Raw genomic sequence first — 26,019 nt, 5'->3', positions numbered from 1 at the left:
GGTGGACCTCCGGGGCCTACTGGACCTACTGGAATAACTGGAGCAACCGGACCTTCTGGTGGACCTCCGGGGCCTACTGGACCTACTGGAATAACTGGAGCAACCGGACCTTCTAGTGGACCTCCGGGGCCTACTGGACCTACCGGACTTACAGTATCTGGGTTATCTCATTATGCTTATGTTTTCAATACAGCAGCTCAAGTTGTTGCCTTAGAAGCACCTATTCTTTTTAATTCACATGGTAAAATGACACCTGGTTTTACTCATACGCTTGGAACTTCTCAATTGATGGTTCTTAATGCAGGAGATTATAAAATTTCTTTTTCTATATCAGGAGTTGAGCCTAATCAATTCACACTTTTTTTAAATGGTGCTCCGGTTACCAGCGCAGTTTATGGATCAGGTGCAGGAACTCAACCAAACAACGGCCAAACAATCCTCACTTTAGCTGCAGGTGATATTATTACCCTTAATAATCATACTTCCGCTGCTGCAGTTACTTTGCAGACTTTGGCAGGTGGAACACAAACAAATATAAATGCTTCGATTGTAATTGAAAAATTAAATTAATTTAATCATTTATTTCTTGAAACTCTGGCAGTAAATAACCTAGAGTGGATTCTTTTTTTAACAAGCAGTTAGCTTTTGCTAGCTGCTCTTTTAATTAAAATAACGATTTTATTTTAAAACTACACAAAGCGAAAGAAATACGCATACAATGTCGCGGATTCTTTTTCAATGTAAGTTTGGGTAGAAGAGCACCTTGGTAAGCGCTCTTTAATTTCTACTGTATATTTTTATACGCAATTCATATACTTTAAATAACCTGTTATGTCTTCAACAAATATTTTAGTGACATTCCACTTTTTTGAGACAACAAGCCCTCCGGTTGTTGTCTTTTTTCTCTATTCAAATAAGGATTTTGTTTTAAAATTGTACCTACCTAAATAGCACGTATACAATATCGTGTGTATTCATATTCAATATAAATTTTAGTCAGAGAGCTCTTTCCAAAGAGCTCTCTATTTTTCAAATCAGGACCTTGTTCTATTTTTTATTTAAAACGTATAAATCAAAATGGTGGTAAGTAATTATCTTGACAATTGAATAATTCTTATTTCGGCACCTATACGAAGTGCTCTTTTTTGATTATTACAAAATAACTATTTTATTAAAATCTTCACGAGCAATAACTTCGAATTCTTAGATCAAAATGAACCTCTAGATGATTACAACATATGCTAATTTAAATACTTTCTAGGAAATTAGGTGCGTACTATGCCCTCAGTTGTAGCAAACCTTGTCGCACAAAATAGTACTGGTTCTTTCAACTTAGGCGATTTTTATAATGTTTCTCCAAAAGAGAATACAAAATCTTATAATGGTTCAGGATCATCAAATGTTGGTTTTGTTATCAATACCTTTAGCGGTGTTAGGTTCGTTGTGTTATTATTTTTTATAATAAATACGGTACATGAAATTATTTTATTGATTTTAAAAAAAGCCCCTTGTAAGGGCCACTTATTTTACAAGGTACTGTTTTACTTCTTTTATTAATAGTTCCGCACCTTCTGGATTTAATGTTATCTTACCATTTGCTAATACTATGTTACGATTTGACACCTCTTCTGTTAATGCACAAACACCACCAGGCTGATACTTCTGTAAAACAATGTCTTCACCTTCTACAAAGATCTCTAATGGTGATTTTTCTTTCATACCTAGCGTATTTCTAAGTTCCTTTGGAATTACCACACGCCCTAACTCATCTACTTTTCTAGTTACTCCGGTTGCTTTCATCTAATATCTTTCCCCATACATGAAAATTTAGTTTCATTTACAAAAGAACAAGTAAAATAAATAGAGGATTTTTGGCACGATAACAAGATAAGTAATTGAAATGAAGCAATTCGTCAGCTAGTAGAAAAGGGTTAAGTCTTAAATAATGACTAGCCTTTTTATTCCCCCTAAAAACCCCAAAAACACATTTAAAGTCCTTATCTGTCTTTACATATGTTTTTAAAATGAACAAGACCTATTTTAACTTGTCCATCGAAACGCAAAATAAACAAACCTGAAAAGTCGTTTTTAAATTAAACTTCCTTTTTTTAATACACTCTTTAAAAAATTGAAAAAGAGCTGAATTTTTATCACAGCTCATGTATTTATTAGCTCTGTATGCGTACATGTAGAGTGTTGAGAACATCCAAAAATCTTGCTTCCTGTTTTATTTGATGTACAAAATCAGTCTTTTCTAAATCAGAAAGATTTAATTCACAGAATTTTTGGACTTATAGTATAAAATACGATTCCGTTAAAAATCTACTATCGTTCCTCTTCATATATTGGCACCAGAACCTCCTTTTTAACCAAAAAAGTTGAGGATTCCCCCAACTTTTTGATTCATCTATTGTCTTATTAGTCCTGTAGATGTAACCTGATATATTCTCTTCTTACCCATATATTCCTGTTTGCCATTCTCAAGGTTAGTTAAAGTAGCTCGTATCTTTTCCTTTTCTGCTTCCCCTTCTATATGGGTAAGTTCAATGTAATCCCCAACTTTTACAGGAACGGTTTGGGTTTCAGCAGTTCGTTGTCTATTTCCCACAATTTCTTTATTGTACACAACGCTACCCGATGAGTTCTGTACTTTTATACTTGCATACGTACTATTAAAGTAGGAATGTGGTATACCAGCTTCTAATTGTATCTGCATTTTTTCTATCTCTTTATTCAATGATGTTTCAACAGAACCTGTATTTTTCACCTTTAATATTTTTATTTTTCAACCATAAGTATACCTAGAAATATTCTAAAAACTAGTTGAAAATCTTTTAGATTCTAACTTTCTTATAATACCACTTGCTATTTCTTCAATATTTTCATTTAGAAAGAAATGATTACCTTCAAATGAATTGAAGGTACACGATTTACTTGTGTATTGTTTCCATTTTTTTACCTCATCATATGTAGTTAATTCATCTTTTTTTCCGTTCAATACAAGAAAATCAATGTCACATGCTCGTATATTGTTGTTATAGATATATGTCTCTACAATTTTAAAATCTGCTCTTAGAATGGGGAGAAAAATTCCCATTAATTCTTCTGATTGTAGTACCTCGGTTGATGTTCCCCCCATTGCAATAACTTCATTTTTGAATTGTTCATCGGGTAGGTTATGTCGAATATTTTTTATCTTACTATTAGGATGATTTCTACCGGATAAAACAAGAAATTCAGGCAATACATTATTAGAATCCTGTATTTTTCTAGCTAATTCATAGGCAATCAAGCTTCCCATGCTATGCCCATATAAAATATAGGGCGAATTATCTAGTTGCTTGACTATACTATTGTAGACATCATTTACAGCCTCTTCCATACTCTGGTACAGGCTTTCTTCAATTCTATATCCTCTACCGGCTAACTCTATTGGAACTACTTCAATATGTGGATTAAAGTAATTTTTCCATTTTGAGTAACTAAACGCAGAGCCACCAGCATGTGGAAAGCAAAAAAGTTTAGTCTTATTCATAGATTTTCTCCTTACTTTAAAATTTGTTTATATTTTGGCCAATTGTATAAAAGTCTTTAATTATTATCTCATTCGGTAATTCATCACGTGTTGCACAAGCAGATATCTTATAATTTGGATCAATATTATATTGTCTAAAGTAAAAGTTTTGAGGTATATTCGTGTATGAAATTAAAGTTCGTGACTCTTTTTTTACAGAGAATGAATTTAACGGGATATAAAGTCCTTTACCAATCATTTTTATATGGCTTTCTTTTAATGTCCATAAATCAAAAAAATAATTGATTTGTTCATCAGAATTCATATTAGATAAATCATAAAATTCTTCCTCTGAAAAAAATTCATTTGCTAATTTAAGAGCCTCTATGTCTGAAACTCTTTCAATATCAATACCTACATTAGAATTAGCAGTGGCACAGACCACCCATTCTCCTGAATGCGAAATATTAAAGTGAAAGTCAGAAAAATTTTGAACAAAAGGTTTTCCGTACTCATTATATATAAATTTAATTTCTTCATTATTCATTTTATATTTTTGGCAAACTAGGGAACGGATTAATAAATCTCCTATCAAAGTCCTATTAATATCACATAAATTTAATAAACGCTTCATTCGTTCTCTCTTCTCATTTGAAATCAAGTTACTAAATTGATTAAACAAATGATTTTCAATATTTTTTGGTATTTTCACAGCATGAATTTGTATGATAAATCACTTCCTTTTTAAAAGGATTTCTTCCTATGTATACGTTATAGAAATTCAATTTCATTTTCTAACTTGCATTTATTCAAGTGCAAATATAATAGAAAAGGTGCATATTTACATATCAATGAAAATATACACCTTTCCTCAGCAATATCATCAAAGCATTCGCTTCTGGTACAAAAACTTCAGAGAATTTACAGCATACTATGAACAACTCATATATGTTTCTATGTCCCTATCAAGCAAGCCCCTTAAAAAGTAATGCTCTTGATATATATATACATAATCTCCTACACTTGATGTGCAGTTATTGGACTGCTCTCTTTATTTACACTACTACTCACAAATAACAACTTTAATAATAACAATGTTTGTTTATAAAGTTGTTATTTGTGCTCTCTACTTTTCCGTTAGCGAAAGGGATGTCTCTTTTATTCCTTCTAATTCATTTAGTAGATACTTAGCTAACTTTTCAACTGCGGGGGAAGCTACTATTTCTTCGTGTGATCCAGGGACCGAATACATATTCACTCTTCCTTTTAATAAAGGCTTCCAATCCGTAAACAATTCTTTACCTTCCTCAGCACTAAAGTAAATAACTTCCCCAAAATATGGTGTTAAATCATGCTCTGCCATTAAATTCAGACATTTCCTGTGAGCATTGATAATTTGCTTCAAATTCGTAAGATTTGCATCAGGCGGGAGCACTCCTTCCACAATTAATTGTTCAACAAGCATGTCCTGTTGATGAACAAGCTCTTCTTCCTGGTCCACTAGCTCTATATGGATGAAATGCTCCAATATATAAGATAGCATTTCATCCTCTGTCTTGTAATCCCGTTCTGAAGGCACCTTGGTATCCAATAGTACCAACACCTCAACTTCTTCTCCCTGGTTCCGTAGCATAGTTGCGATTTCATAGGCGATGGCACCGCCCAGAGACCATCCTCCCAGACGATACGGCCCCTCTGGCTGAGCCCGCTTCATTTCCTCGATGTAGAGTTGCACTACTTCCGATAAAATCAACCCGTTCATTCCTTCTTTCTCTACGAGAGGATTCTGTAGACCATAAAATGAGCAGTGATCCTTGAGTAACCTTGCTAGCTGAATGTAACAGAGTACATTACCCATAAATGGGTGAACACAGAAGAAAGGTCTTTTCTCTGATTCTTGTAATGGAACCAGAACCGATAATGATTCTTCCATACGATGATTCTCACGAATGAGACAAGCGATTCCTTCCACTGTCGGATTCTTAATTAGTGCGGGCACCTTAATCTCTTTTCCAAATTTCTCTCTGACCTTTGAAATCAATTTGATTACAAGGAGAGAGTGACCTCCTATATTGAAGAAATCATCGTTTACATGGATATCTTCTAACTGTAGCAAATCCTGCCAGATTGTAATCAGCTGATACTCGATTTCATCCCGTGGGATGATTGGTGTAGAAAAGGTACTTTCTCTTTGAATCGTTAAGCTGTTCAGTGCCTTTCGATCAACCTTCCCATTTGTTGTAAGCGGAATCGCATCCACCTCAATAAAGTGTGCAGGAATCATATAATTCGGTACTTGCCTCTTGAGATGCTCACGCCATTCATGCATACTTCCTTCACCCACCACATAGGCAACCATTCTCCGATCTCCTGGTTGGTCCTCTCTTATCAAGACTATAGCCTCTTTCACCGATGGATGACTTTCTAAATTCGCTTCAATCTCTCCAAGCTCAATCCGGAATCCTCGAATTTTCACTTGATTATCGATTCTTCCCAGATAATCCAAATGGCCATCAGCTAAATAGCGGACTAGATCTCCCGTCCGGTATAACCGTTCCCCTTCATTAAATGGATGAGGAATAAAACGTTCTAACGTTAACTCTGGACGATTCAAGTATCCTCTCGCTAGGCCTGCTCCACCGATATAAAGTTCACCCGTTACACCAACTGGAACAGGTAACAACTTCTCATCCAATACATAGGCTTGAACATTTGGCAACGGACGCCCAATGGTTACTCTCTTACTATCTTTTTTGATACGATAGCATGTCGCATCAACCGTACATTCCGTAGGACCATATACATTATAAAAATGGATATGGTCATTCTCTACTAGTTGTTCCCACAGTGATGGCATAATTGCTTCTCCACCGACCAGTACCTTGCTTGGAACATGAACACTATCGTTTTTTTCTAACAACCCCTCATCTATGAGTAATTGGAGTAGTGAAGGTGTTATATCAAACATTTCCAACTTATTCTCCCGAATATAAGATACAAACTTTTGAGGATCACTGCGAACTTCTGTTGAAATAATATATAAACTAGAACCATACAAAAGCATTTGTAATTGTTTAACGGATGAATCAAAGGCGATTGAGGCATTTAGACCAACGCGCATGTTATCATGTGCCCGATGTGAAAAAACCTCTTTCTGTAAACCATAGGATAGATTTAATACCGAATGATGCTGCACCATAACCCCTTTGGGATTCCCGGTCGAACCTGAAGTGTAGATAACATACGCCAAGTTTTCTCCTGTTACTTTACATATTGGTGAAAGGGTGTTTTCTTGCGAAATCATTGCTTGATCTCGGTCCAAACAAACTGTTTCAACTTCTTCAGGTATCCAACCTTGTGATACTTTGTTCGTAACCAATATTTGAATTCCTGTGTCCTCCAGAATATATCGTAGGTGACTTTCTGGATACGATGGATCCAGCGGAACATAGGCTGATCCAGCTTTCAAGATTCCCATGAGACCGACAATCATCTCAACTGAACGTTGGAAACAAAGCCCGACCAATGACTCCGTCCCAATCCCACATTTCTGAAGATAATGGGCCAATTGGTTTGCTTTCTCATTCAGCTCTCGATACGTCAACTGCTGCTTTTCATCTACCACTGCCACCGCATCAGGTGTACGATCCACTTGATCTTCAAACAGTTTGTGGATCACACTCTCACGTGGATACGCTGCTGCATTATCATTCCATTCTTCCAGTAGTTGTTTCTGTTCTATTTCCGTAACATACACCAGCTCCGACAGAGTTTGATCAACGTTCTCGATCATTTGCTTTAACACCTGGCTTAAATGACCCAGTATCCGTTCAATGGTGAGGCCATTAAACTTGCTACGATCATACTTCAACTTTAACAACAACTGGCTTTCTGGGACAACTGTCAATCCTAATGGATAATGAGTTTGCTCTACTCCTTCCAACCCACCAATTTCTAGATTTCCTGAGGACTCCTCTTTCACTGGGTAGTTTTCAAACACATACAAGCTATGGAACAGCGGGGTTCCTCTAGGAACTTCACTCCATCCTTGAATCTCTGTCAAAGAAGCATATTCATATTGTCTTCTTTCTATCTCTTCCTCTTGTATCTTCTGCAACCAATCCATTATTTTTATATTATCTATCAACTGAATTCGCGTCGGTGATGTGGTAATAAAAGGACCTACAATGTTTTCAACATCAATAATCTCCGTAGGGCGTCCTGAGCTAGTTACACCATAGACAATTTCATCTTCTCCACTATACCGGCTCATGAGATACGCCCACGCACCTTGAATTACTGTATTCAAAGTGAGCCTATTGCGCTTCGCCCAGTTTTGTAACGCTTGGGTTTGCTCTTCTGATAAATAAGTTACCTTCTCTGTGTAACCTTTTTCTTGCTCTTTACTTTCTAAGCCCAGCAGGGTTGGAGCTGTAAAACCTTTAAGTTTCTCTCTCCAGAATTGCTCCGCCTGCTCCTGATTCTGTTCTCTTAGCCATTGAATATATTTCTTGTATGGCGATGAATTAGGTAAATGCACGGCTTCTCCATTCATTCTCTTCTGGTACACTGTAAGCAATTCGTTAAAGACCAGTGGTAGGCTCCATCCATCCAACAGAATATGGTGATGTGTCCAAACAATTCGATATTCTTCCTCACCTTCTTGAATGACAGTCACCCGCATCAATGGCGCTTTATCAAAAAGAAAGGCTTGTTTTCGATCCAATGCCAAAAAGGCTTTTCTTTTCTCTTCTTTTTCTTCAGCAGTCAGCGTACGCCAATCTTCTACATTCACCTTAAATGGAACACTCTCATACACCACTTGTAAAGGCTCCTCAACTTCATTCCAAAGGAAAGCTGAGCGGAAAATTTCATGCCGCTGAATTATCGATTTCCACGCCTGTTCGAAAGTAGCAATATCCAATTCTCCTCTAATCATGAAACTTAATTGCACTATATACGGCGCTACATGTTCCTCCCCTTGGTCATGCAATGTATGGAAAATCATTCCTTCTTGCAAAGGCGATAGTGGATATAAATCGGTAATCGGATAATTATTTCCACGATTCATCTTGGTTAATACTTTTGTCAAACTGGCTTGGTCAAGATTAGCCATCACAAAATCTGAAACAGTCAGTGCAGATTCTCCATCCGCAGATTGAATCAATTTACTTAGTTGATGGAGCATATTCTCTGCAATACTTTGAATCGTTGATTTCGCATATTGTCCTACATTGTATACCCAAGTGAACTGAAGTTTCCCATCCGTTACCATTCCAATTACATCAATTAAATGCAATCGCTTGGAACCAGAAGCATGATCTAAGCGCTTAAATCCGTTCTCTGGAATAAGTATTGCATCGTCAGAAAACATTTGGTCAAATTGTCCAAGATAGTTAAAACTAATAGACGGTGTATGTTGAGACCCCCATTGCTCACACATTGTTGTGTTCAGATACCGCAAAATCCCATGGTCAACACCCTTATTAGGAATTTTACGCACTTGTTCTTTAACTGCTTTTAATGCTGCAATTGGCGTGTCGGCACCGGTAATATTTAAGTGAACAGGATAAATACTTGTAAACCACCCCACGGTTCTAGATAGGTCAACGTCTTCGATGATCTCTTCCCGACCATGCCCCTCCAAATCCACGGTCAGCGTCGGATGACCTGTCCATGCTGCCGTAGCCTGTACCAATGCTGTCAATAGTACTTCATTGATTTGGACACGATGAGTGCTTGAAATCTCTTTCAATAACGTACGGGTCTCTTTCTCATCTAGCACCACGGTAATCTCCTCGTTTCCTGTGTTTGCTGGAACTTCGAGGGTGGTATCCACTGGTAGCATAGCCACTTCTTGTTCGGATTGCTGCTCCCAGTAATCACGCACTTCTTGCACAATCCCAGCTTCAGCGTAATGATGCAATTTCTCCGACCACGCTTTAAAGGATGTACTCTTTGTAGGTAATTGGATCATCTGATCCTTGCTCGCTTGATTATACGCCGTTTGCAGATCCTCCAGTAAAATCCGCCAAGAAACACCATCCACTGCTAAGTGATGAATCACCCAGAATAATCGGCCGGCTCTTTTTTCACCTTCATCAAAATACACCATTCTCATTAGCGGTCCTGCGTGTAAGTGCAAGCTTGCTTGTGCAGTGTCAATCTCCGTTTGAATCACTTGATGCCATTCTGCTTGTGACACTTCGTCTAATGAAATAACGGTCAGCGTCGATTGTTCTTCGATTCCTTCGTTCCGCTGTTTCCATACTCCATTCGGTAACCGTTCATATCTTAAACGCAAAGCATCATGATGGATTAGAAGGGTACTCACAGCTTTCTCCAGTAATACTATATCCAGTCGCTCTTTTGTTCTAAAAAACATGGATTGATTCCAATGGTGTGGGTTTGGATGATCTTGTGCAAAAAACCATTGCTGGATTGGTGTAAGGATCAGTTCTCCAGTTACAACTCCCTGCTCTGCTTGTACACCCCGTTCTTCATTGACTACTTGCGCCAACTCGGCAATCGTTTGGTGTTCAAACATTTGCTTTGGCGTCAATTGCAAACCTGCTTGCTTCGCACGAGAGACAATCTGAATGCTGAGAATTGAGTCTCCACCAATTTCAAAGAAGTTATCATGGATTCCCACCTTTTTAATCCCTAATACTTGCTTCCAAATGGTGGCCAGTGTTTCTTCGTTACCATTCCGCGTGGCAACACATTCACTTTCGATTTTCCTCTCCTCTGGTACAGGTAAGGCCTCACGATCAACTTTTCCGTTAGCAGTTAGTGGAATGGCTTCCATCATCACAAATCCTGAAGGAACCATATGGCTTGGTAGTTCCGCCTTGAGATAATCTCTCCACTCACCTACATTCCCGTCACCCACGACATATGCCACCAACCGTTTATCACCCGGCTGATCTTCTCGAACAATTACAACAGCCTCTTTTATGGAGACATGTGCGTTTAAAGCAGATTCAATTTCTCCGAGCTCAATTCGGAAACCACGGATTTTCACCTGGTGATCAATCCGCCCAAGATAATCCAGATTTCCATCAGGTAAGTATCTCGCTAAGTCTCCTGTCCGATATAATCGCGCTCCTGGGTCACTACTGAATGGATGAGGAATGAAACGCTCTGCAGTCAATTCGGGTCTGTTTAAATATCCACGTGCAAGTCCTGCTCCACCAATATATAGTTCGCCAGCTACGCCAATAGGCACAGGTTGTTGACAAGTGTCTAGTACATACACTTCTAAATCTGGAATCTGTTTTCCTATATTACTTCTTGAAGCATGCTGCACATCATCTTGAGTAATTGGATAATACGTAACATGAACGGTAGTTTCTGTAATTCCATACATATTAATTAACTGTGGTTCCTGCTCTCCATACCTTTGAAACCATGGTACCAAGCTGGTAGGATCGAGTGCTTCCCCACCAAATATGACATAGCGCAGATGCAAGTCTTTCTTCTCATCTTCTTGTTCACACACTTGTATCAATTGTCGAAATGCGGATGGTGTCTGATTAAGAACCGTAACCTTTTCCTTTACTAACAGTTGATAGAAATCCTTGGGCGATCGACTAATCCAGTAAGGAACAACAATCAATCTTCCGCCATGGAGTAATGCCCCCCAAATCTCCCATACCGAGAAGTCAAACGCATAAGAATGGAAAAGCGTCCAAGTATCTTTTTCATCAAACTGATACCAACATTCCGTCGATTTAAATAAACGAATCACATTGTGATGCTCTACCATAACTCCCTTCGGATTCCCTGTTGATCCCGAAGTATAGATTACATACGCCAAGTTTTCTCCTGTCACTTCACATATTGGTGAAAGGGTGCTTTCTCGCGAAATCATCGCTTTATCCCGATCCAAACAAACTGTTTTGATTTCTTCAGTTATCCAACCTTCTAATGCTTCGTTCGTGACCAATACTTGAATCCCTGTGTCCTCCAGAATATATCGTAGGCGACTTTCTGGATACGATGGATCCAATGGAACATAGGCTGCCCCAGCTTTCAAGATCCCCATGAGACCGACAATCATCTCAACTGAACGCTGGAAGCAGAGACCAACCAATGACTCGCTCCCAATCCCACATTTCTGGAGATAATGTGCCAATTGGTTTGCTTTTTCATTCAGCTCTCGATAGGTTAACTGCTGTTTTTCATCTACCACTGCCACCGCGTCAGGTGTACGATTTACTTGCTCTTCATACAGCTGATGAATCCCAAATTCCTGTGGATATGCTACAGCATTATTATTCCACTCTTCTAACTGTTTTTGCTGTAATCCTGACAGTATCGGCAACTTAGCTAATGATTTATCAGGATGTTCCACGATTAAATTCAACCAGTTTCCACAATTTTCGGCTATGGATTCAATAGTTAAACTGTCAAATAAATCAGTCCTATAAACAAAAGTAAGCAATAAGCCCTCTTCCACTTCTGCGGCAGTTAAACTTAAATCAAATTTGGCGATTGAAGCGTGGCTGTCCATTACTTCTATACTTCGTCCATGTAGCTGTGGTAGCTCTTGTCCCGTATTTTGCAAAGTAAACATGGTTTGGAAAATCGGAGAATGACTTGTACTTCGTTCAGGTTGGATAACCTCCACAATTTTCTCAAACGGAACATCTTGGTACTCATATGCCTTCAATGCTTTTATCCGCACTTGAGACAACAACTCTTTAAATGCCGGTGCGCCACTTAAATCAGCCCGATAGACTAACGTATTGACAAAGAAACCAATCAATCCTTCAATCTCTCGATAATTTCGATTCGCAATTGGGCTTCCAACAAGAATATCTGATTGTCCTGTATAACGGGCAAGGAAACTTTGATAAGATGCCAATAAGGTCATGAAAAGCGTTGCCCCTTCTTGACGACTAAGTTCGTTTAATTTATCCAGTAATGAGCGTGACAACAACACATTATGAGTTAATCCATGGTGGGTTTGTACCGGAGGACGGGGACGATCCATCGGCAACATTAAGACTGGTAACTCACCAGACAGTTCTTCCTTCCAATATGCAAGCTGTTGATTTAGTACTTCCTCTTTTAACCAATCCCTTTGCCATTGAGCAAAATCGGCATATTGAACTGGTAATGGTGCGAGCTCTGCTGGTTTTTCGCCAATCGCCTCCTCATAAAATACCATCCATTCTTGGAGCAAGATTTCCATCGACCATCCATCCGAGATAATATGATGCATATTACACAGAAGAACCCATTCTTCTTCTGAAATTTTCACGATTTGTCCACGGAACAATGGCCCTTGCTCTAAGTCAAATGGGGATTCGACTTCAGTTTGAATCCATTGCTCCACTTCTCTTTCTCTCTCTTCTGGAGAAATCTTAGTTAAATCAATTTGTGGAAGGGAACGGAAAGTATACGGTTGAATCTTCTGCACAGGATGACCGTCCACTTCATGAAATACTGTCCGCAATGATTCATGACGCTCTATCAACTGATTCCATCCCAACTCCAATGCTTCTAGTAACCAATTTCCTGTAAGACGGCATACCATCGGCATATTATAAAGTGCACTATTAGGTGTAAATTGATCGATAAACCATAAGCGCTGTTGAGCATAAGAAAGTGGAATGGCATTTCCTCGTTCCATAGGCATCAATGGTGGAGTTTCTCGTTTTTTGCCTCCCTTACGTAACTGATCTACTCGCTTCGCCAGTGCCTCCACCGTTGAATACTCGAACAGTTCACGCACCAGTAGTTTTATTTGAAAGACTTCTTGTAAACGTGAAACCACTTGAGTAGCAAGTAGAGAATGACCACCAAGTTCAAAGAAAGAATCCTGAACACCTATATTTTCTATTCCTAGCACTTGACTCCACACTGAAGCGATAAGTTCTTCTAGCGGAGTTCGTGCGTGAACGGTATTTTCAGTAGATAATTTGCTAGGTATTGGCAATGCCTTTAAATCAAGTTTTCCATTCGGTGTAAGTGGTAAAAATTCCATCTCAATAAAGTTTGTTGGGACCATATAATTTGGTAAATGTATTTGTAGATGCTCTCGCCATTCTTGGACACTTCCTTCACCAACTACATAAGCTACTAATCTCTTGTCGCCTGGATCATCCTCTCGTACCAATACAACCGCTTCTTTCACAGAAGAATGTGCCTGCAAAACTGCTTCTATTTCTCCCAATTCAATCCGGAAACCACGAATTTTCACTTGGTCATCTATACGACCATGGAACTGGAGAGCACCATCAGAAAGATAACTTGCTTTGTCTCCGGTGTAATAGAGACGCTCTCCTGACTTGAATGGATGCGAAATAAATTTTTCCTTTGTAAGGTCCGGACGATTAGCATATCCACGAGCAAGACTCTTCCCTCCAATATAGAGATCTCCAATCACACCACTTGGTACTAGCTGAAGATGAGAATCTAACACATAAACTTCTGTATTCGCAATCGGTCGACCAATCGATGGCGTACCTGTTGTCACTCCTACAGGTACATAACAATCCGTGGTAACAACGGTATTTTCCGATGGACCATACTGATTGATTACCGCAAAAGGAATATCGTTAGATGGATACTGCGTTAATTGATCCCCGCCGGTAATGATAAAACGAAGATCCGTTTTACCTGGCCAAGATAATTTCAAGAGTCTTTCCAGAATAGGCGTAGGTGCAAAACTAGCTGTTATTCGCGAATCAATGAGCCAGTCTCTTAGTGCTTCTGGATTAATTCTCAGTTCCTCTGTTGACAAGTAGAGTGCTGCACCAGCAGTTAGATACGGCCAAATCTCCTGGACAGCCGAATCAAAAGCAATCCCTGCAATCTGAGTCGCACGATCCTCTGCTGTAATACGATAAACTTCTTGATGCCAAGAAACCATATTCATTAATGAGCGATATTCAATCATGACACCCTTTGGCTTTCCTGTAGAACCAGAGGTATAGACAATGTAAGCTAAGTTCTCTGGATTTATCTGCCGTGTAGGTGCGATTACGCTTTCCACTGTTAACTCTTCTAACCTCACCATTTCGACCTGTTCGAAAAGGCCTTCTTGTCCTTCCGCCGTCACTACAAATTGAATTCCTGCATCTTCAATCATGTATTCTAACCTTGATTTTGGATACAACGGATCTAAAACGACATAAGCTCCACCAGCTTTTAATATGCCTAGTAAACTTACCATGAGCTCAGCCGACCTCGGAAGATAAACTCCCACGACTGACTCTGGAGCAACTCCTTTTCGCTGTAAAACATTTGCCAACTGATTTGCTTGTGCATCCAGTTCACCGTAAGTCCAATCTTTTGTTTGATCAACTACCGCAATCGCTTCAGGACGCTTTGCTACTCGTTCCTCAAATCTGTCGCAAATAAGACCCTGTGGGGGCATTTCCATTACAGTGTCATTCCATGTTTCTAATAACAAAGTACGCTCAGGTTCCGATAGCATGCTCAGACTATGCAACGGATTTTGCGGGTAATGGGAAACTTCGTGTAGCCATTTCTCAAAGTGCCCTGCCATCCGTTCAATAGTTGTGGCATTGAATAAATCCTTATTGTATTCAAAAGTAAAACGTACTCCCTCTTCCGTCTCAGCTACCATTACGCTTAAATCAAACTTTGCGATTGGACTATGGGTTTCTATCATTTCAATACTTCTACCAGATAACACCGGGAACTCTTGTTTCATATTTTGCAAGATGAACATAGTCTGGAAGATTGGCGAATGACTTGTACTCCGCTCTGGTTGTACAACTTCCACAATTTTTTCAAAAGGGATATCTTGATACTCATACGCCTTCAATGCTTTTTGACGAACCTGAGACAGAACATCCTGAAATGTCGGTCTACCACTTAGATTAGCCCGATATACCAAGGTGTTGACGAAGAAACCAATAAGTCCTTCAATTTCTCTATAATTTCGATTAGCAATTGGACTTCCGACCAGAATATCTTCTTGTCCCGTATAGCGGGATAGAAAACTTTGATATGCAGCTAACAGGGTCATGAAGAGTGTAGCCCCTTCTTGACGACTAAATTCATTTAATTTGTCATGTAGCGTGCTTGGCAGAACCAGGGTGTATGTCGACCCGTGATGAGTTTGTATTGCGGGACGCGGGCGATCCATAGGAAGTTGGAGTACAGGAAGCTCCCCAGACAATTCTTCCCTCCAATATTGGAGTTGTTGATCAAGCACTTCCGCCTTCAGCCATCCTTTTTGCCACTGAGCGAAGTCGGCATATTGAACCGGTAATGGTTCAAGTTCTGCTATCTTTCCATCCGTAGCTTTCTCATAGAATGCCATCCATTCTTCAAGTAGGACTCCCATTGACCATCCATCTGAAATGATATGATGTAAAGTACAAAGGAGAATCCATTCTTCCTCTCCCACTTGCAAAATACTTGTCCTGATTAGTGGGCCCTCTGTTAAATCAAATGGCACTTCTGTTTCTTGTTGAATCAAACGTTTAACTTCTTCTTCTCGGTCTTCTGGAGAAAGCATAGTTAAATCCGTTTTCGGAATTGATCGAAAAGCATACGGTTCAATTTGCTGCACGGGCTGACCGTTCACTTCATGAAAGACCGTCCGCAATGATTCATGACGCTCTATGAGCTGATTCCATCCCTTTTCCAATGCCTCAGGTAGCCAACTCCCTGTAAGGCGGCATACCATTGGCATATTGTAAAGGGCGCTATTAGGTGTAAATTGATCGATAAACCATAAGCGCTGTTGGGCATAAGAGAGCGGAATAGTTTCCCCTCTTTCCATCGGCATTAGTGGCGGAATCTCTCGTTTTCTATCTCCTTTACGTAACTGATCTAATCGCTTTGCCAGTGACTCCACCGTTGCATACTCAAATAGTTCACGTACCGGTAATTCGATTTGAAAGATTTTTTGTAAGCGTGAAACTACTTGAGTAGCTAGCAGCGAGTGACCACCAATCTCAAAAAAAGAATCCTGAACACTTATATTTTTTATACCTAACACTTGGCCCCATACGGAAACAATGAGCTCCTCTACTGGTGTTCGTGATGAAGTAGTAATATCTTCACTTATGAACTGTGCCTCCAATTCCAATAAAGCTTTCCGATTCACCTTACCATTTGGAGTGAGTGGCATCCCTTCAACTTGGAAGAAGTATGCCGGAACCATATAATGTGGCAATTGCTTCTTAAGATATTCACGCCACTCTCCAGTATCCCCTTCACCCACTACATAAGCTACTAACTGCTTATCTCCTGGTCGATCTTCCTTCACCAACACGACAGCCTCTTTTACAGATGAGTGATCATGTAAAGCTGCTTCGATTTCTCCCAGTTCAATTCGGAATCCTCTGATTTTGACTTGGTTATCCATTCTTCCAATATACTCCAAGTTACGATCATTCATATATCTCACCAGGTCACCCGTTCGATATAATCGTTCCCCTTCCTTAAAGGGATGCGGAATAAAACGCTCAGTAGTTAACTCTGGTCGATTGAAGTAGCCACGTGCCAATCCTACTCCTCCAAGGTAAAGTTCCCCCGCCACACCAATCGGTACCACCTGTTGATGTTGATCTAACACATACAACTCTGTATTATCAATTGGACGACCAATTGGAATAAGCATAGGTTCTTTTTCTAAATCACAATTATAATAAGTCACATCCACAGTCGCTTCGGTAGGACCATACAAGTTAATTAACTTTGTTTGCTGAACATCGTAAAATACCCCCTTAAAGCGGCGAACCTGTTCAGTATTTAATGCTTCTCCACTAGTAAAAACCTGATTTAAAGACGCTACATCCCTTTTCGAATTATATTGTTCCATATAATCCAAGAAAGTAGATAACATCGACGGAACAAAGTGAATGGTGTTCACACGATATCGTTCGATATACTCCTCAATCACCGCAGGATCTTTCTCTCCTCCTGGTGGAAGCAAACAAACACGTGCTCCTACAAATGACCACCAAAATAATTCCCAGACAGAAACATCAAACGAAAACGGTGTCTTTTGTAGAATTGTATCCTCCTCAGATAATGGATATTTTTTCTGCATCCACTGTAGGCGGTTGATAACCGAATGGTGTTCAATCATTACTCCCTTCGGATTTCCCGTCGAACCCGAAGTGTATATGATATAGGCTAAGTTATTTGCAGTTACTCCACTTACCGGAGCCAAATTACTCTCTTTAGAAATCATTACTTGATCCCGGTCTAAACAAATTGCTTGAATATCTTTAGGTAACCAGTCCTGTAGTGCCTCGTTTGTTAACAGCACTTGAATTTGTGAATTCTCTAAAATGTATCTCAGACGGTTTTCGGGATAACTTGGGTCCAGTGGGACATAAGCCCCTCCTGCTTTCAAAATCCCAAAGAGACCAATAATCATATCAGGAGAGCGTTCAACACATATACCAACCAATGATTCAGGTCCTATACCTCGTTTTTGTAGATAATGTGCCAATTGGTTCGATTTTTCATTGAGTTCTTGATACGTTAACTTTCCACCCTCATAAACTACCGCCACTGCATCAGGTGTACGTGCCACTTGCTGCTCAAATAGCTCATGAATCATACACTCATGACCATAAACTATGTCAGTATCATTCCATTCTTCTAGGAGTTGTTTCTGCTCTGTGTCCGATAACATTGACAGCTTTGTATATGATTCATCTGGATGATACGCGATTTCATTTAACCAGTTCTCAAAATGGCCTGCCATACGTGCAACGGTACTACTATCAAATAAATCCGTGTTGTATTCAAATGAGACAAATAGACCTTCTTCCACTTCGTAGGCAGTTAAACTCAGATCAAATTTTACAATAGACATATTACTTTCTACCATTTCGATACTTCTACCAGACAAATCTAGTCGTTCTTGTTTTATATTCTGTAGTGTAAACATGGTCTGAAAGATAGGAGAATGACTCATACTTCGTTCAGGTTGCACAGCTTCTACCACTTTTTCAAATGGTATATCTTGATATTCGTAAGCTTTTAACGCCTTTTTCTTTGTTTGGTTCAAAATCTCCCGAAAAGTAGGGGTGCCACTCAAATCTGATCGGTAAACCAACGTATTAACAAAGAAACCGATTAATCCTTCTACTCCCCTATGATTCCGATTTGCAATCGGACTTCCGACTAGAATATCTTTTTGCCCCGTATAACGAGCAAGAAAGCTCTGGTATGCAGCCATTAAAGTCATAAATAAGGTAGATCCTTCTTGTCGACTTATATCCTTTAATTGATTGAGTAATCTATAAGGAACAATCACGTGATGCGTATCCCCAGCGTAAGTTTGCGTAACCGGTCGAGGTCGGTCCACTGGCAGTTGTAATATAGGAAGCTCCCCAGACAATTCTTCCTCCCAATACGTAAGTTGACGATTTAACACATCACCTTGCAACCACTCCTTTTGCCACTTCGCAAAGTCTGCATATTGAATGGATAGTGAAGTTAATTTAGCAGGATTCCCGCCCGTTTCTTCTTCATAGAAAGTAAGTAATTCATTCATGAGTATACCGATGGACCAAGCATCAGAAATAATATGATGCATCGTACATAGTAATAACCATTCATCCTTCCCTAATTGAACAAGCTGATTACGAATTAAAGGGCCATTCATTAAATCAAATGGTTCTTGCGCTTCTCTCGCAATTAAACTATCTACCTCTTTTTCTTTTACTTCTAGAGGAAGTTGCGAGTAATCCCTTACAGGTAATGCTCTAGGAAGGAATTCGACAATTTGTTGTACAGGTTGTTCTCCTACTTCTTTAAAAACGGTTCGTAATGATTCATGACGTTCAATGAGTCGATTGAATCCCTTTTCTAATGCTTCAGGAATCCAATTTCCTTTTAGAAGCCATACCGTTGGAATATTATATAAAGAACTGTTTGGGTTAAATCTGTCCATAAACCACAAACGTTGTTGTGCATAAGACAACGGAAGTGCTTCTTTATTCTCCTTTTTTTGCATTTTCTTCTGAAGCCAAGCTCTTTTCTCAGGAGAAAGTGAACTCAACTTTGCATGTAAATCACTTCTCATTTTTTTACCCCTTCCTCAACTAAATTACTCTCGAATATTCCTTGTGCTTCTTCCTCTGATAGCTCTTCTAATTGCTTAAGTAGTTCAAGTAATTCTTCATCATTACTCACTTCTGCTTCTTTTTGAATATAGTCTTGAAGACTTACATTCTCCTTACTATCATTCTGTATTTCTTGATTTTTGTTATAGAACAATTGATCAATCTGTTTTGCCAATTGTTGCACCGTATGAAACGTAAATAGATCATGCAATGGTAACTCGATTCCAAAAGCCTCTTTAAGATTGGAAACAGCTTGTGTAGCAAGTAATGAATGCCCACCTATTTCAAAAAACGAATCCTGCACTCCAATATTTTCTACACCTAAAACTTGATGCCATATTGAAACGATTGTTTTTTCCGTAGGTGTACGGGGAGCAATATACCCCCTTACTATCTCCTGTCTCTCTGGTACTGGTAAGGCCTTCCTATCAATCTTTCCATTTGGAGTGAGTGGAAATGCATTCAATCCGACAAAATAGGCTGGAATCATGTAATTTGGTAGCTGGTCCTTGAGATAATCACGCCACTTATGAGCATCCCCATCTCCCACAACATAGGCAATCAAACGTGGATCACCAAGATAATCTTCCCGCACCATCACAAGAACTTCGTTAACTAATGTATGCTTTTGCAATGTCACTTCAATTTCTCCTAGTTCAATCCGGAACCCACGAATTTTTACCTGATGATCGATTCGGCCAAGATACTCCAAATTTCCATCTGGCAGATACCTTACTAGGTCTCCAGTCCGGTATACTCGCTCTCCTTCTTTAAACGGATGCGGTATAAAACAATCTTGCGTTAAGTCAGGACGGTTTAAGTATCCACGTACTAATCCTGATCCACCAATGTAAAGCTCACCAACTACACCAATTGGAACCATTTTTTGTTCAGCACTCAGTACATATACTTCTGCATTGAAGACTGGTTTACCAATTGGTGGTACCCTATACATGACACCCTTTTCTAATTCCATATATGTGGAATACGTAGTATCTTCGGACGGTCCATATAGGTTGTACACCTTCTCAATCGTACTTCTCTCGTATAAATCTTGAACGAGTGAATATGGTAATGGTTCTCCAGCCAAATTCATCACCTTTACCGAAGAAGGAATTGTTTTTGCGCGAACCAGTTCCTTCGCTGCCGATGGCACAGTATTGACCAAAGTCACACCCTTGGTAGACAACTTGTCTAGATGTAGAGCATTTTCAGCGACAATCACCTTACCACCCATCGTTAAGGGAACAAACACTTCAAAAACGGATAGATCAAAGGATAGCGAAGTTGAAGCTAATACTCCCGCTAATTCCTTTTGGGAATATGTGTGATGCGCCCAATGAATCATTGTTACTGTATTCCTGTGCTCAATCATTACCCCCTTTGGATTTCCAGTGGAACCTGAAGTATAGATAATATAGGCTAAATTATCGCCCGTCACTTCACTGGTACACACTGTAGTTACTTCTTGTTCTATTTCTTCTCGATCACGATCAATACAAATCACGGCAACGGATTTAGTTATAACCATTTTTTGTTGTAACTTTTCCTGTGTCACCAGTACCTTTATTTGAGCATCCTCTAAAATGTATTGCAGTCGACTTTCCGGATACGCTGGATCAATTGGGACATATGCTCCTCCTGCCTTCATAATTCCTAAGAGGCCGACAATCATCTCGGATGAACGTGTAACGCAAATCCCAACCAATGATTCGCATGCAACACCATTTTTCTGTAAATAATGTGCCAGCTGATTCGAGCGTTCGTCCAACTCTCGATATGTTAGTTCTTCATCTTCGCACACTACTGCAATTGCTTCTGGTGTTTTTTTCACTTGTTCTTCAAACAATGTATGAATCGTGCTTTCTTGTATATCTACAACACCTGATTCATTCCATTCCTCTAGTAATTGCTTATATTCTGCTTTCGATAACATATTCAGTTCAGATAATAAATATTTTGGATGAGAGACAATTTGATTTAACCAATGTTCAAAATGACTTGCCATGCGTTCAATGGTTGTATCATTAAACAAATCAGTATTGTATTCAAAGGTTAGCGATAATCCTTCTTCCGTCTCAGAAGCAAATAAACTCAAATCAAATTTCGCAACAGAAGCATGACTTTCCATGAGTTCCATGTTTCTTTCAGATAGCTGAGGAAACGCTTGTTTCGTATTCTGTAAAGTAAACATGGTTTGAAATATCGGTGAATGACTTGTATTCCGTTCCGGTTTTACAGATTCCACCACTTTCTCAAATGGAATGTCCTGATACTCGTAGGCTTTTAGTGCTTTTTTTCGTACCTGCGACAAAAGTTCTTGGAACGTCGGATTTTCACTGAAATCAGCTCGATAAACCAACGTATTTGCAAAGAAACCTATTAATCCCTCAATCTCTTTAACATTTCGATTTGCAATTGGGCTTCCAACCAAGATGTCGTCTTGTCCTGTATAACGAGAAAGGAAGCTTTGATACGCTGCCATCAATGTCATAAATAAAGTGCATCCTTCTTGCAGACTTAAATCTTTGAGCTTTTCCAGTAGGGAATTCGCCACTAATAAGGATTGACTCGCACCACGGTGGGTTTGAACCGCAGGTCGAGGACGATCCATCGGTAATTGTAAAACCGGTAGCTCCCCAGACAATTCTTCCTTCCAATATTGGAGGTGCTGATCCAAATTCTCTTCATTTTGCCATGCCTTCTGCCACATGACAAAGTCTGCATATTGGACAGATAACTCCTTCAGTTCCGCCGGTTTTCCACTTAGTGCTCCTTCATAAAAAGCCATCCATTCTTCAAGTAAGATTCCCATTGACCACCCATCCGAAATAATATGATGCATCGTACAAAGGAGAATCCATTCTTCCCTGTCCACTTTCAATATTCGTGTTCGAATCAGAGGACCTTGTCCAAAGTGAAATGGCTCCTCCGCTTCGTTTTGAATGAGCCGTTTCATTTCTCTTTCCCTATCTTCCGAACAGAGGTCTGTTAGATTCGTTTGAGGGATGGGTCTGAATACATGAGATTGAACCTGTTGAAAAGGTTCACCTTCTTGTTCTAGAATTATCGTCCGTAATGATTCATGACGTTTCAACAACTGATTCCATCCGGCCTCCAATGCTTCAATTGACCATTTTCCTGTTAAACGACACGCTGCATGAATATTGTACATCTCACTATTTGGCATTAATTGATCAATAAACCATAGGCGTTTCTGTGCATAGGAAAGTGGAATAAATTCTTCCCGCATCATAGGTACAAGGGATGGAACCCCTCGTTTTTTATCTTCTTTGCGCAACTGATTTACTCGTTTCGCTAATGCTTCCACTGTATCGTGCTTGAAAAGTTCACGTAGCGGGATTTTAATCTGGAACAATTCTTGTAATCGAGAGACGATTTGAGTAGCGAGTAGTGAGTGCCCACCCCGTTCAAAAAAGGAATCCTGAATACCGATATTTTCTGTTCCTAACACTTGACTCCAAACCGAGGCAATAAGCTCTTCCGAAGGCGTCCGAGGTAGAACATTTAAATTCCCTATAGGTCGCTCATCAGGTGCTGGTAAGGCCTTTCGATTGATTTTCCCATTCGGAGTAAGCGGGAACTGTTCTAACTCTACAAGGTGCGCTGGAATCATGTGATTTGGCAATTGGTTTTGTAGATACTCTCGCCACTTTCGGGTATTTCCATCGCTTATTACATATGCAACCAATCGTTGATCACCTGGACGGTCTTCTCTAACTAATACGACAGCCTCTTTAATAAACGAACATTTTTCTAAAGTCGCTTCAATTTCTCCTAATTCAATCCTAAAACCGCGCATTTTTACTTGATGGTCCATTCTACCTATAAATTCTATATTTCCATCAGTTAGATATCTTACTGAATCTCCTGTTCGATATAGTCGTTCCCCCAATCGAAATGGATGCGAAACGAATTTTTCAGCAGTAAGATTCGGACGATTTAAGTATCCACGTGCTAAACCAGCACCACCAATATATAACTCACCCTCAATTCCTATTGATTGCAAGCGTTGATTTTGGTCTAATACATATAATTGCGTGTTCTGTATTGGCTGCCCAATAGAAACAAATTCTTGATTAGGCTGAATATCAAATGCATTTACATAAATAGTGGCTTCAGTTGGTCCATAAAAGTTGGTTAATTTCACTTGTCCACTATAATTCCATTTCTGTTGAAATCGTCTAACTAACCCTGAACTTAGTTCTTCTCCACCAGAAAATACATGGCGTACGGACGAACAATTCATGTTCAATTCAATATGATTGAAGTGATCTAAGAAAACAGATAACATCGAAGGTACAAATTGAACTATAGTAACCTGATGTTTTTTAATCACTTCAGCTATAATAGAAGGATCTTTTTCTCCACCTCGAGGTAGGAAAGATACACTTGCTCCAACGTGAATACCCCAAAATAACTCCCAAACAGATACATCAAATGAGAATGGGGTTTTCTGCAAGACCACATCCTTTTCAGAAAGTGGATATTTATGTTGCATCCATTCTAGGTAATTGATTACTGAATGATGCTCAATCATCACTCCCTTTGGATTACCTGTAGATCCTGAAGTATACATAACATACGCTAAACTTCTCCCTGTTACACCACTTATACATGGGATTGATTCTTCTTTTTTAATTGCAGTATAATCTTTATTCATACAAATCGTTTCAACATATTCAGATATATATAAATTTTTTGAATTTTCTTCCGTCACTAGTACTTCGATTCCAGCATCCTCTAATATATAACGAAGCCGACTCTCTGGATAAGTAGGATCAAGTGGAACATACGCCCCTCCTGATTTTAGAATACCTAATAACGCTATCATCATTTGTAATGAACGTTCCATATATACCCCGACTAGAGACTCTGAACCTACACCACGCTTTTGTAAATAATGTGCTAGCTGATTCGCACGCTCATCCAACTCTCTATAGGTAATTTGTTCATTTTCGTACATTGCTGCGATTGCTTCTGGATTTTTCTTGACTTGCTCCTCAAACACCGTATGAATCATGCCTTCAGCTGAATATTTTACTTGAGTATTATTCCATTCCTCTAGTAACTGTGTCTGCTCTTCCACTGTTAAATGAGTAATTTCAAAGAGTTTTGAATCTAAGCTCTTCGTCATCTGAATTAATATTTGCAATAAGTGACCCTGAATCCGATTTATTGTTTTTTCATTAAAATAGCTTCGATCATACATCAACTTTAAAGTAATTTTCTTACCGGGCATTACAATGAGTGTTAAAGGATAATTTGTTTGTTCCGCGCTTTTAACATCTAGTAATCTTAAATCATCATTTCTCTTACCTTGAATTGGATAATTTTCAAACACATACAAGGTATGAAATAAGGAACTATTCCGCGGAACCTCACTCCACCCTTGAATATCAACCAACGAATTATGCTCATATTGTCTTCGTTCCATTTCTTTCATCTGTATTTTACGAAGCCAATCTACTACTGATGTATCATCCGTTAATTGAATTCTCGTAGGTAATGTGTTAATAAATAGACCTACCATATTCTCTGCTCCTATCAAATCAGTAGGACGTCCAGAGCTAGTTATGCCAAATACGATGTCACTTTCACCGCTATACCTACTCATCAAATAGGCCCATGCGCCTTGTACTAACGTATTCAATGTTAATCGACTATTTCGTACCCACTCTTGTAAATTCTCAGTGAGTTCCTCAGATATCTGATAAACACACTCTCCATAGCCCTTCTCCTGTTCTTGATCCTTTCTTTCCATCGCTAATGGCGTAGGTGCATAAAACCCCTTTAATTCTTCTGTCCAAAATTCCTCTGCTTGACTTTGATCTTGTTTATTTATCCACTGGATATATTTTTTATAAGGAAGAGATTTAGGAAGATTCAACAATTCTCCCTTTATCATCTTGAGATAAACTTCCATCACTTCACTAAAGACCAATGACACACTCCACCCATCTAGCAAAATATGATGATGTGTCCAAATGATTCTCGTTTCCTCTTCTGCTTCTTTAATCGCAGTGACTCTCATCAACGGTGCTTCATCCAATAAAAATCCTTTTCTACGATCTGCAGTCAAAAACTGGTGTAATTTCTTCTCCCTCTCCTCATGCGAATGGGCACTCCAATCCTCTTGATGAATAGTAAAAGGAAGACGTTGGTAAACTGCTTGCAGAGGTTTTTCTACTTCCTCCCACACAAATACTGAGCGTAGAACTTCATGTCGATGAATAACATATTCCCAAGCCTTTTCAAAAGTAGCAACATCCAATTGCCCCCCGAGCAAGAAGCCTACTTGTACAATGTAGGAAAAAGAATGTTCATCATCTTGATCGTATAAAGTATGAAACAATATTCCTTTTTGCAAAGGTGATAATCCATATATATCTATAACGTCTCCCATCT

General features: G+C 39.2%; 7 protein-coding genes and 2 pseudogenes (1 of these 9 only partly in view). 2 read left to right on the top strand and 7 right to left on the bottom strand.

All coding sequences use genetic code 11. From position 1 onward, the window contains the following. Positions 1-570 carry the 3' end of a BclA C-terminal domain-containing protein gene (locus DET63_RS16370; protein WP_113937215.1) on the top strand. It extends 657 nt beyond the left edge of the window, so only the last 570 of its 1,227 coding nucleotides appear in the window; the start codon falls outside the window, past its left edge; it ends in the stop codon at positions 568-570. A 708-nt stretch (positions 571-1,278) separates the two neighbouring features. After that, positions 1,279-1,434: pseudogene (locus tag DET63_RS30635) on the top strand (spore germination protein); the annotation flags it as partial. Positions 1,435-1,521: 87 nt separating this feature from the next. Here DET63_RS30635 and DET63_RS16360 read toward each other — a convergent pair. From DET63_RS16360 to DET63_RS16330, 7 genes and pseudogenes are all read right to left on the bottom strand, one after another. After that, complete coding sequence (locus DET63_RS16360; protein ID WP_016093792.1) at positions 1,522-1,800, bottom strand: AbrB/MazE/SpoVT family DNA-binding domain-containing protein; 279 nt, start codon at positions 1,798-1,800, stop codon at positions 1,522-1,524. 357 nt (positions 1,801-2,157) lie between these two features. Then, positions 2,158-2,235 (bottom strand): annotated as a pseudogene (locus DET63_RS16355) (restriction endonuclease); the annotation flags it as partial. A 172-nt stretch (positions 2,236-2,407) separates the two neighbouring features. Next, positions 2,408-2,782, bottom strand: coding sequence for a putative mucin/carbohydrate-binding domain-containing protein (locus DET63_RS16350; RefSeq protein WP_258550635.1), 375 nt, complete (start codon positions 2,780-2,782; stop codon positions 2,408-2,410). A gap of 30 nt (positions 2,783-2,812) precedes the next feature. After that, positions 2,813-3,535, bottom strand: coding sequence for a thioesterase II family protein (locus DET63_RS16345; RefSeq protein WP_113937214.1), 723 nt, complete (start codon positions 3,533-3,535; stop codon positions 2,813-2,815). A 16-nt stretch (positions 3,536-3,551) separates the two neighbouring features. After that, positions 3,552-4,226: a 4'-phosphopantetheinyl transferase family protein gene (locus DET63_RS16340; protein WP_003192751.1), complete on the bottom strand. Its 675-nt coding sequence runs from the start codon at positions 4,224-4,226 to the stop codon at positions 3,552-3,554. 414 nt (positions 4,227-4,640) lie between these two features. Further along, complete coding sequence (locus tag DET63_RS16335; RefSeq protein ID WP_113937213.1) at positions 4,641-19,550, bottom strand: non-ribosomal peptide synthetase; 14,910 nt, start codon at positions 19,548-19,550, stop codon at positions 4,641-4,643. Beyond that, positions 19,547-26,017, bottom strand: a complete 6,471-nt coding sequence (locus tag DET63_RS16330; protein ID WP_113937212.1) for a non-ribosomal peptide synthetase — start codon at positions 26,015-26,017, stop codon at positions 19,547-19,549. The genes DET63_RS16335 and DET63_RS16330 overlap by 4 nt, the downstream gene beginning before the upstream one ends. Between the last annotated feature and the right edge of the window lie 2 nt (positions 26,018-26,019).

Source organism: Bacillus sp. DB-2, from assembly GCF_003315125.1.
Taxonomy (GTDB): Bacteria; Bacillota; Bacilli; order Bacillales; family Bacillaceae_G; genus Bacillus_A; species Bacillus_A mycoides.
This window is presented reverse-complemented; position numbering and strand designations above follow the sequence as displayed.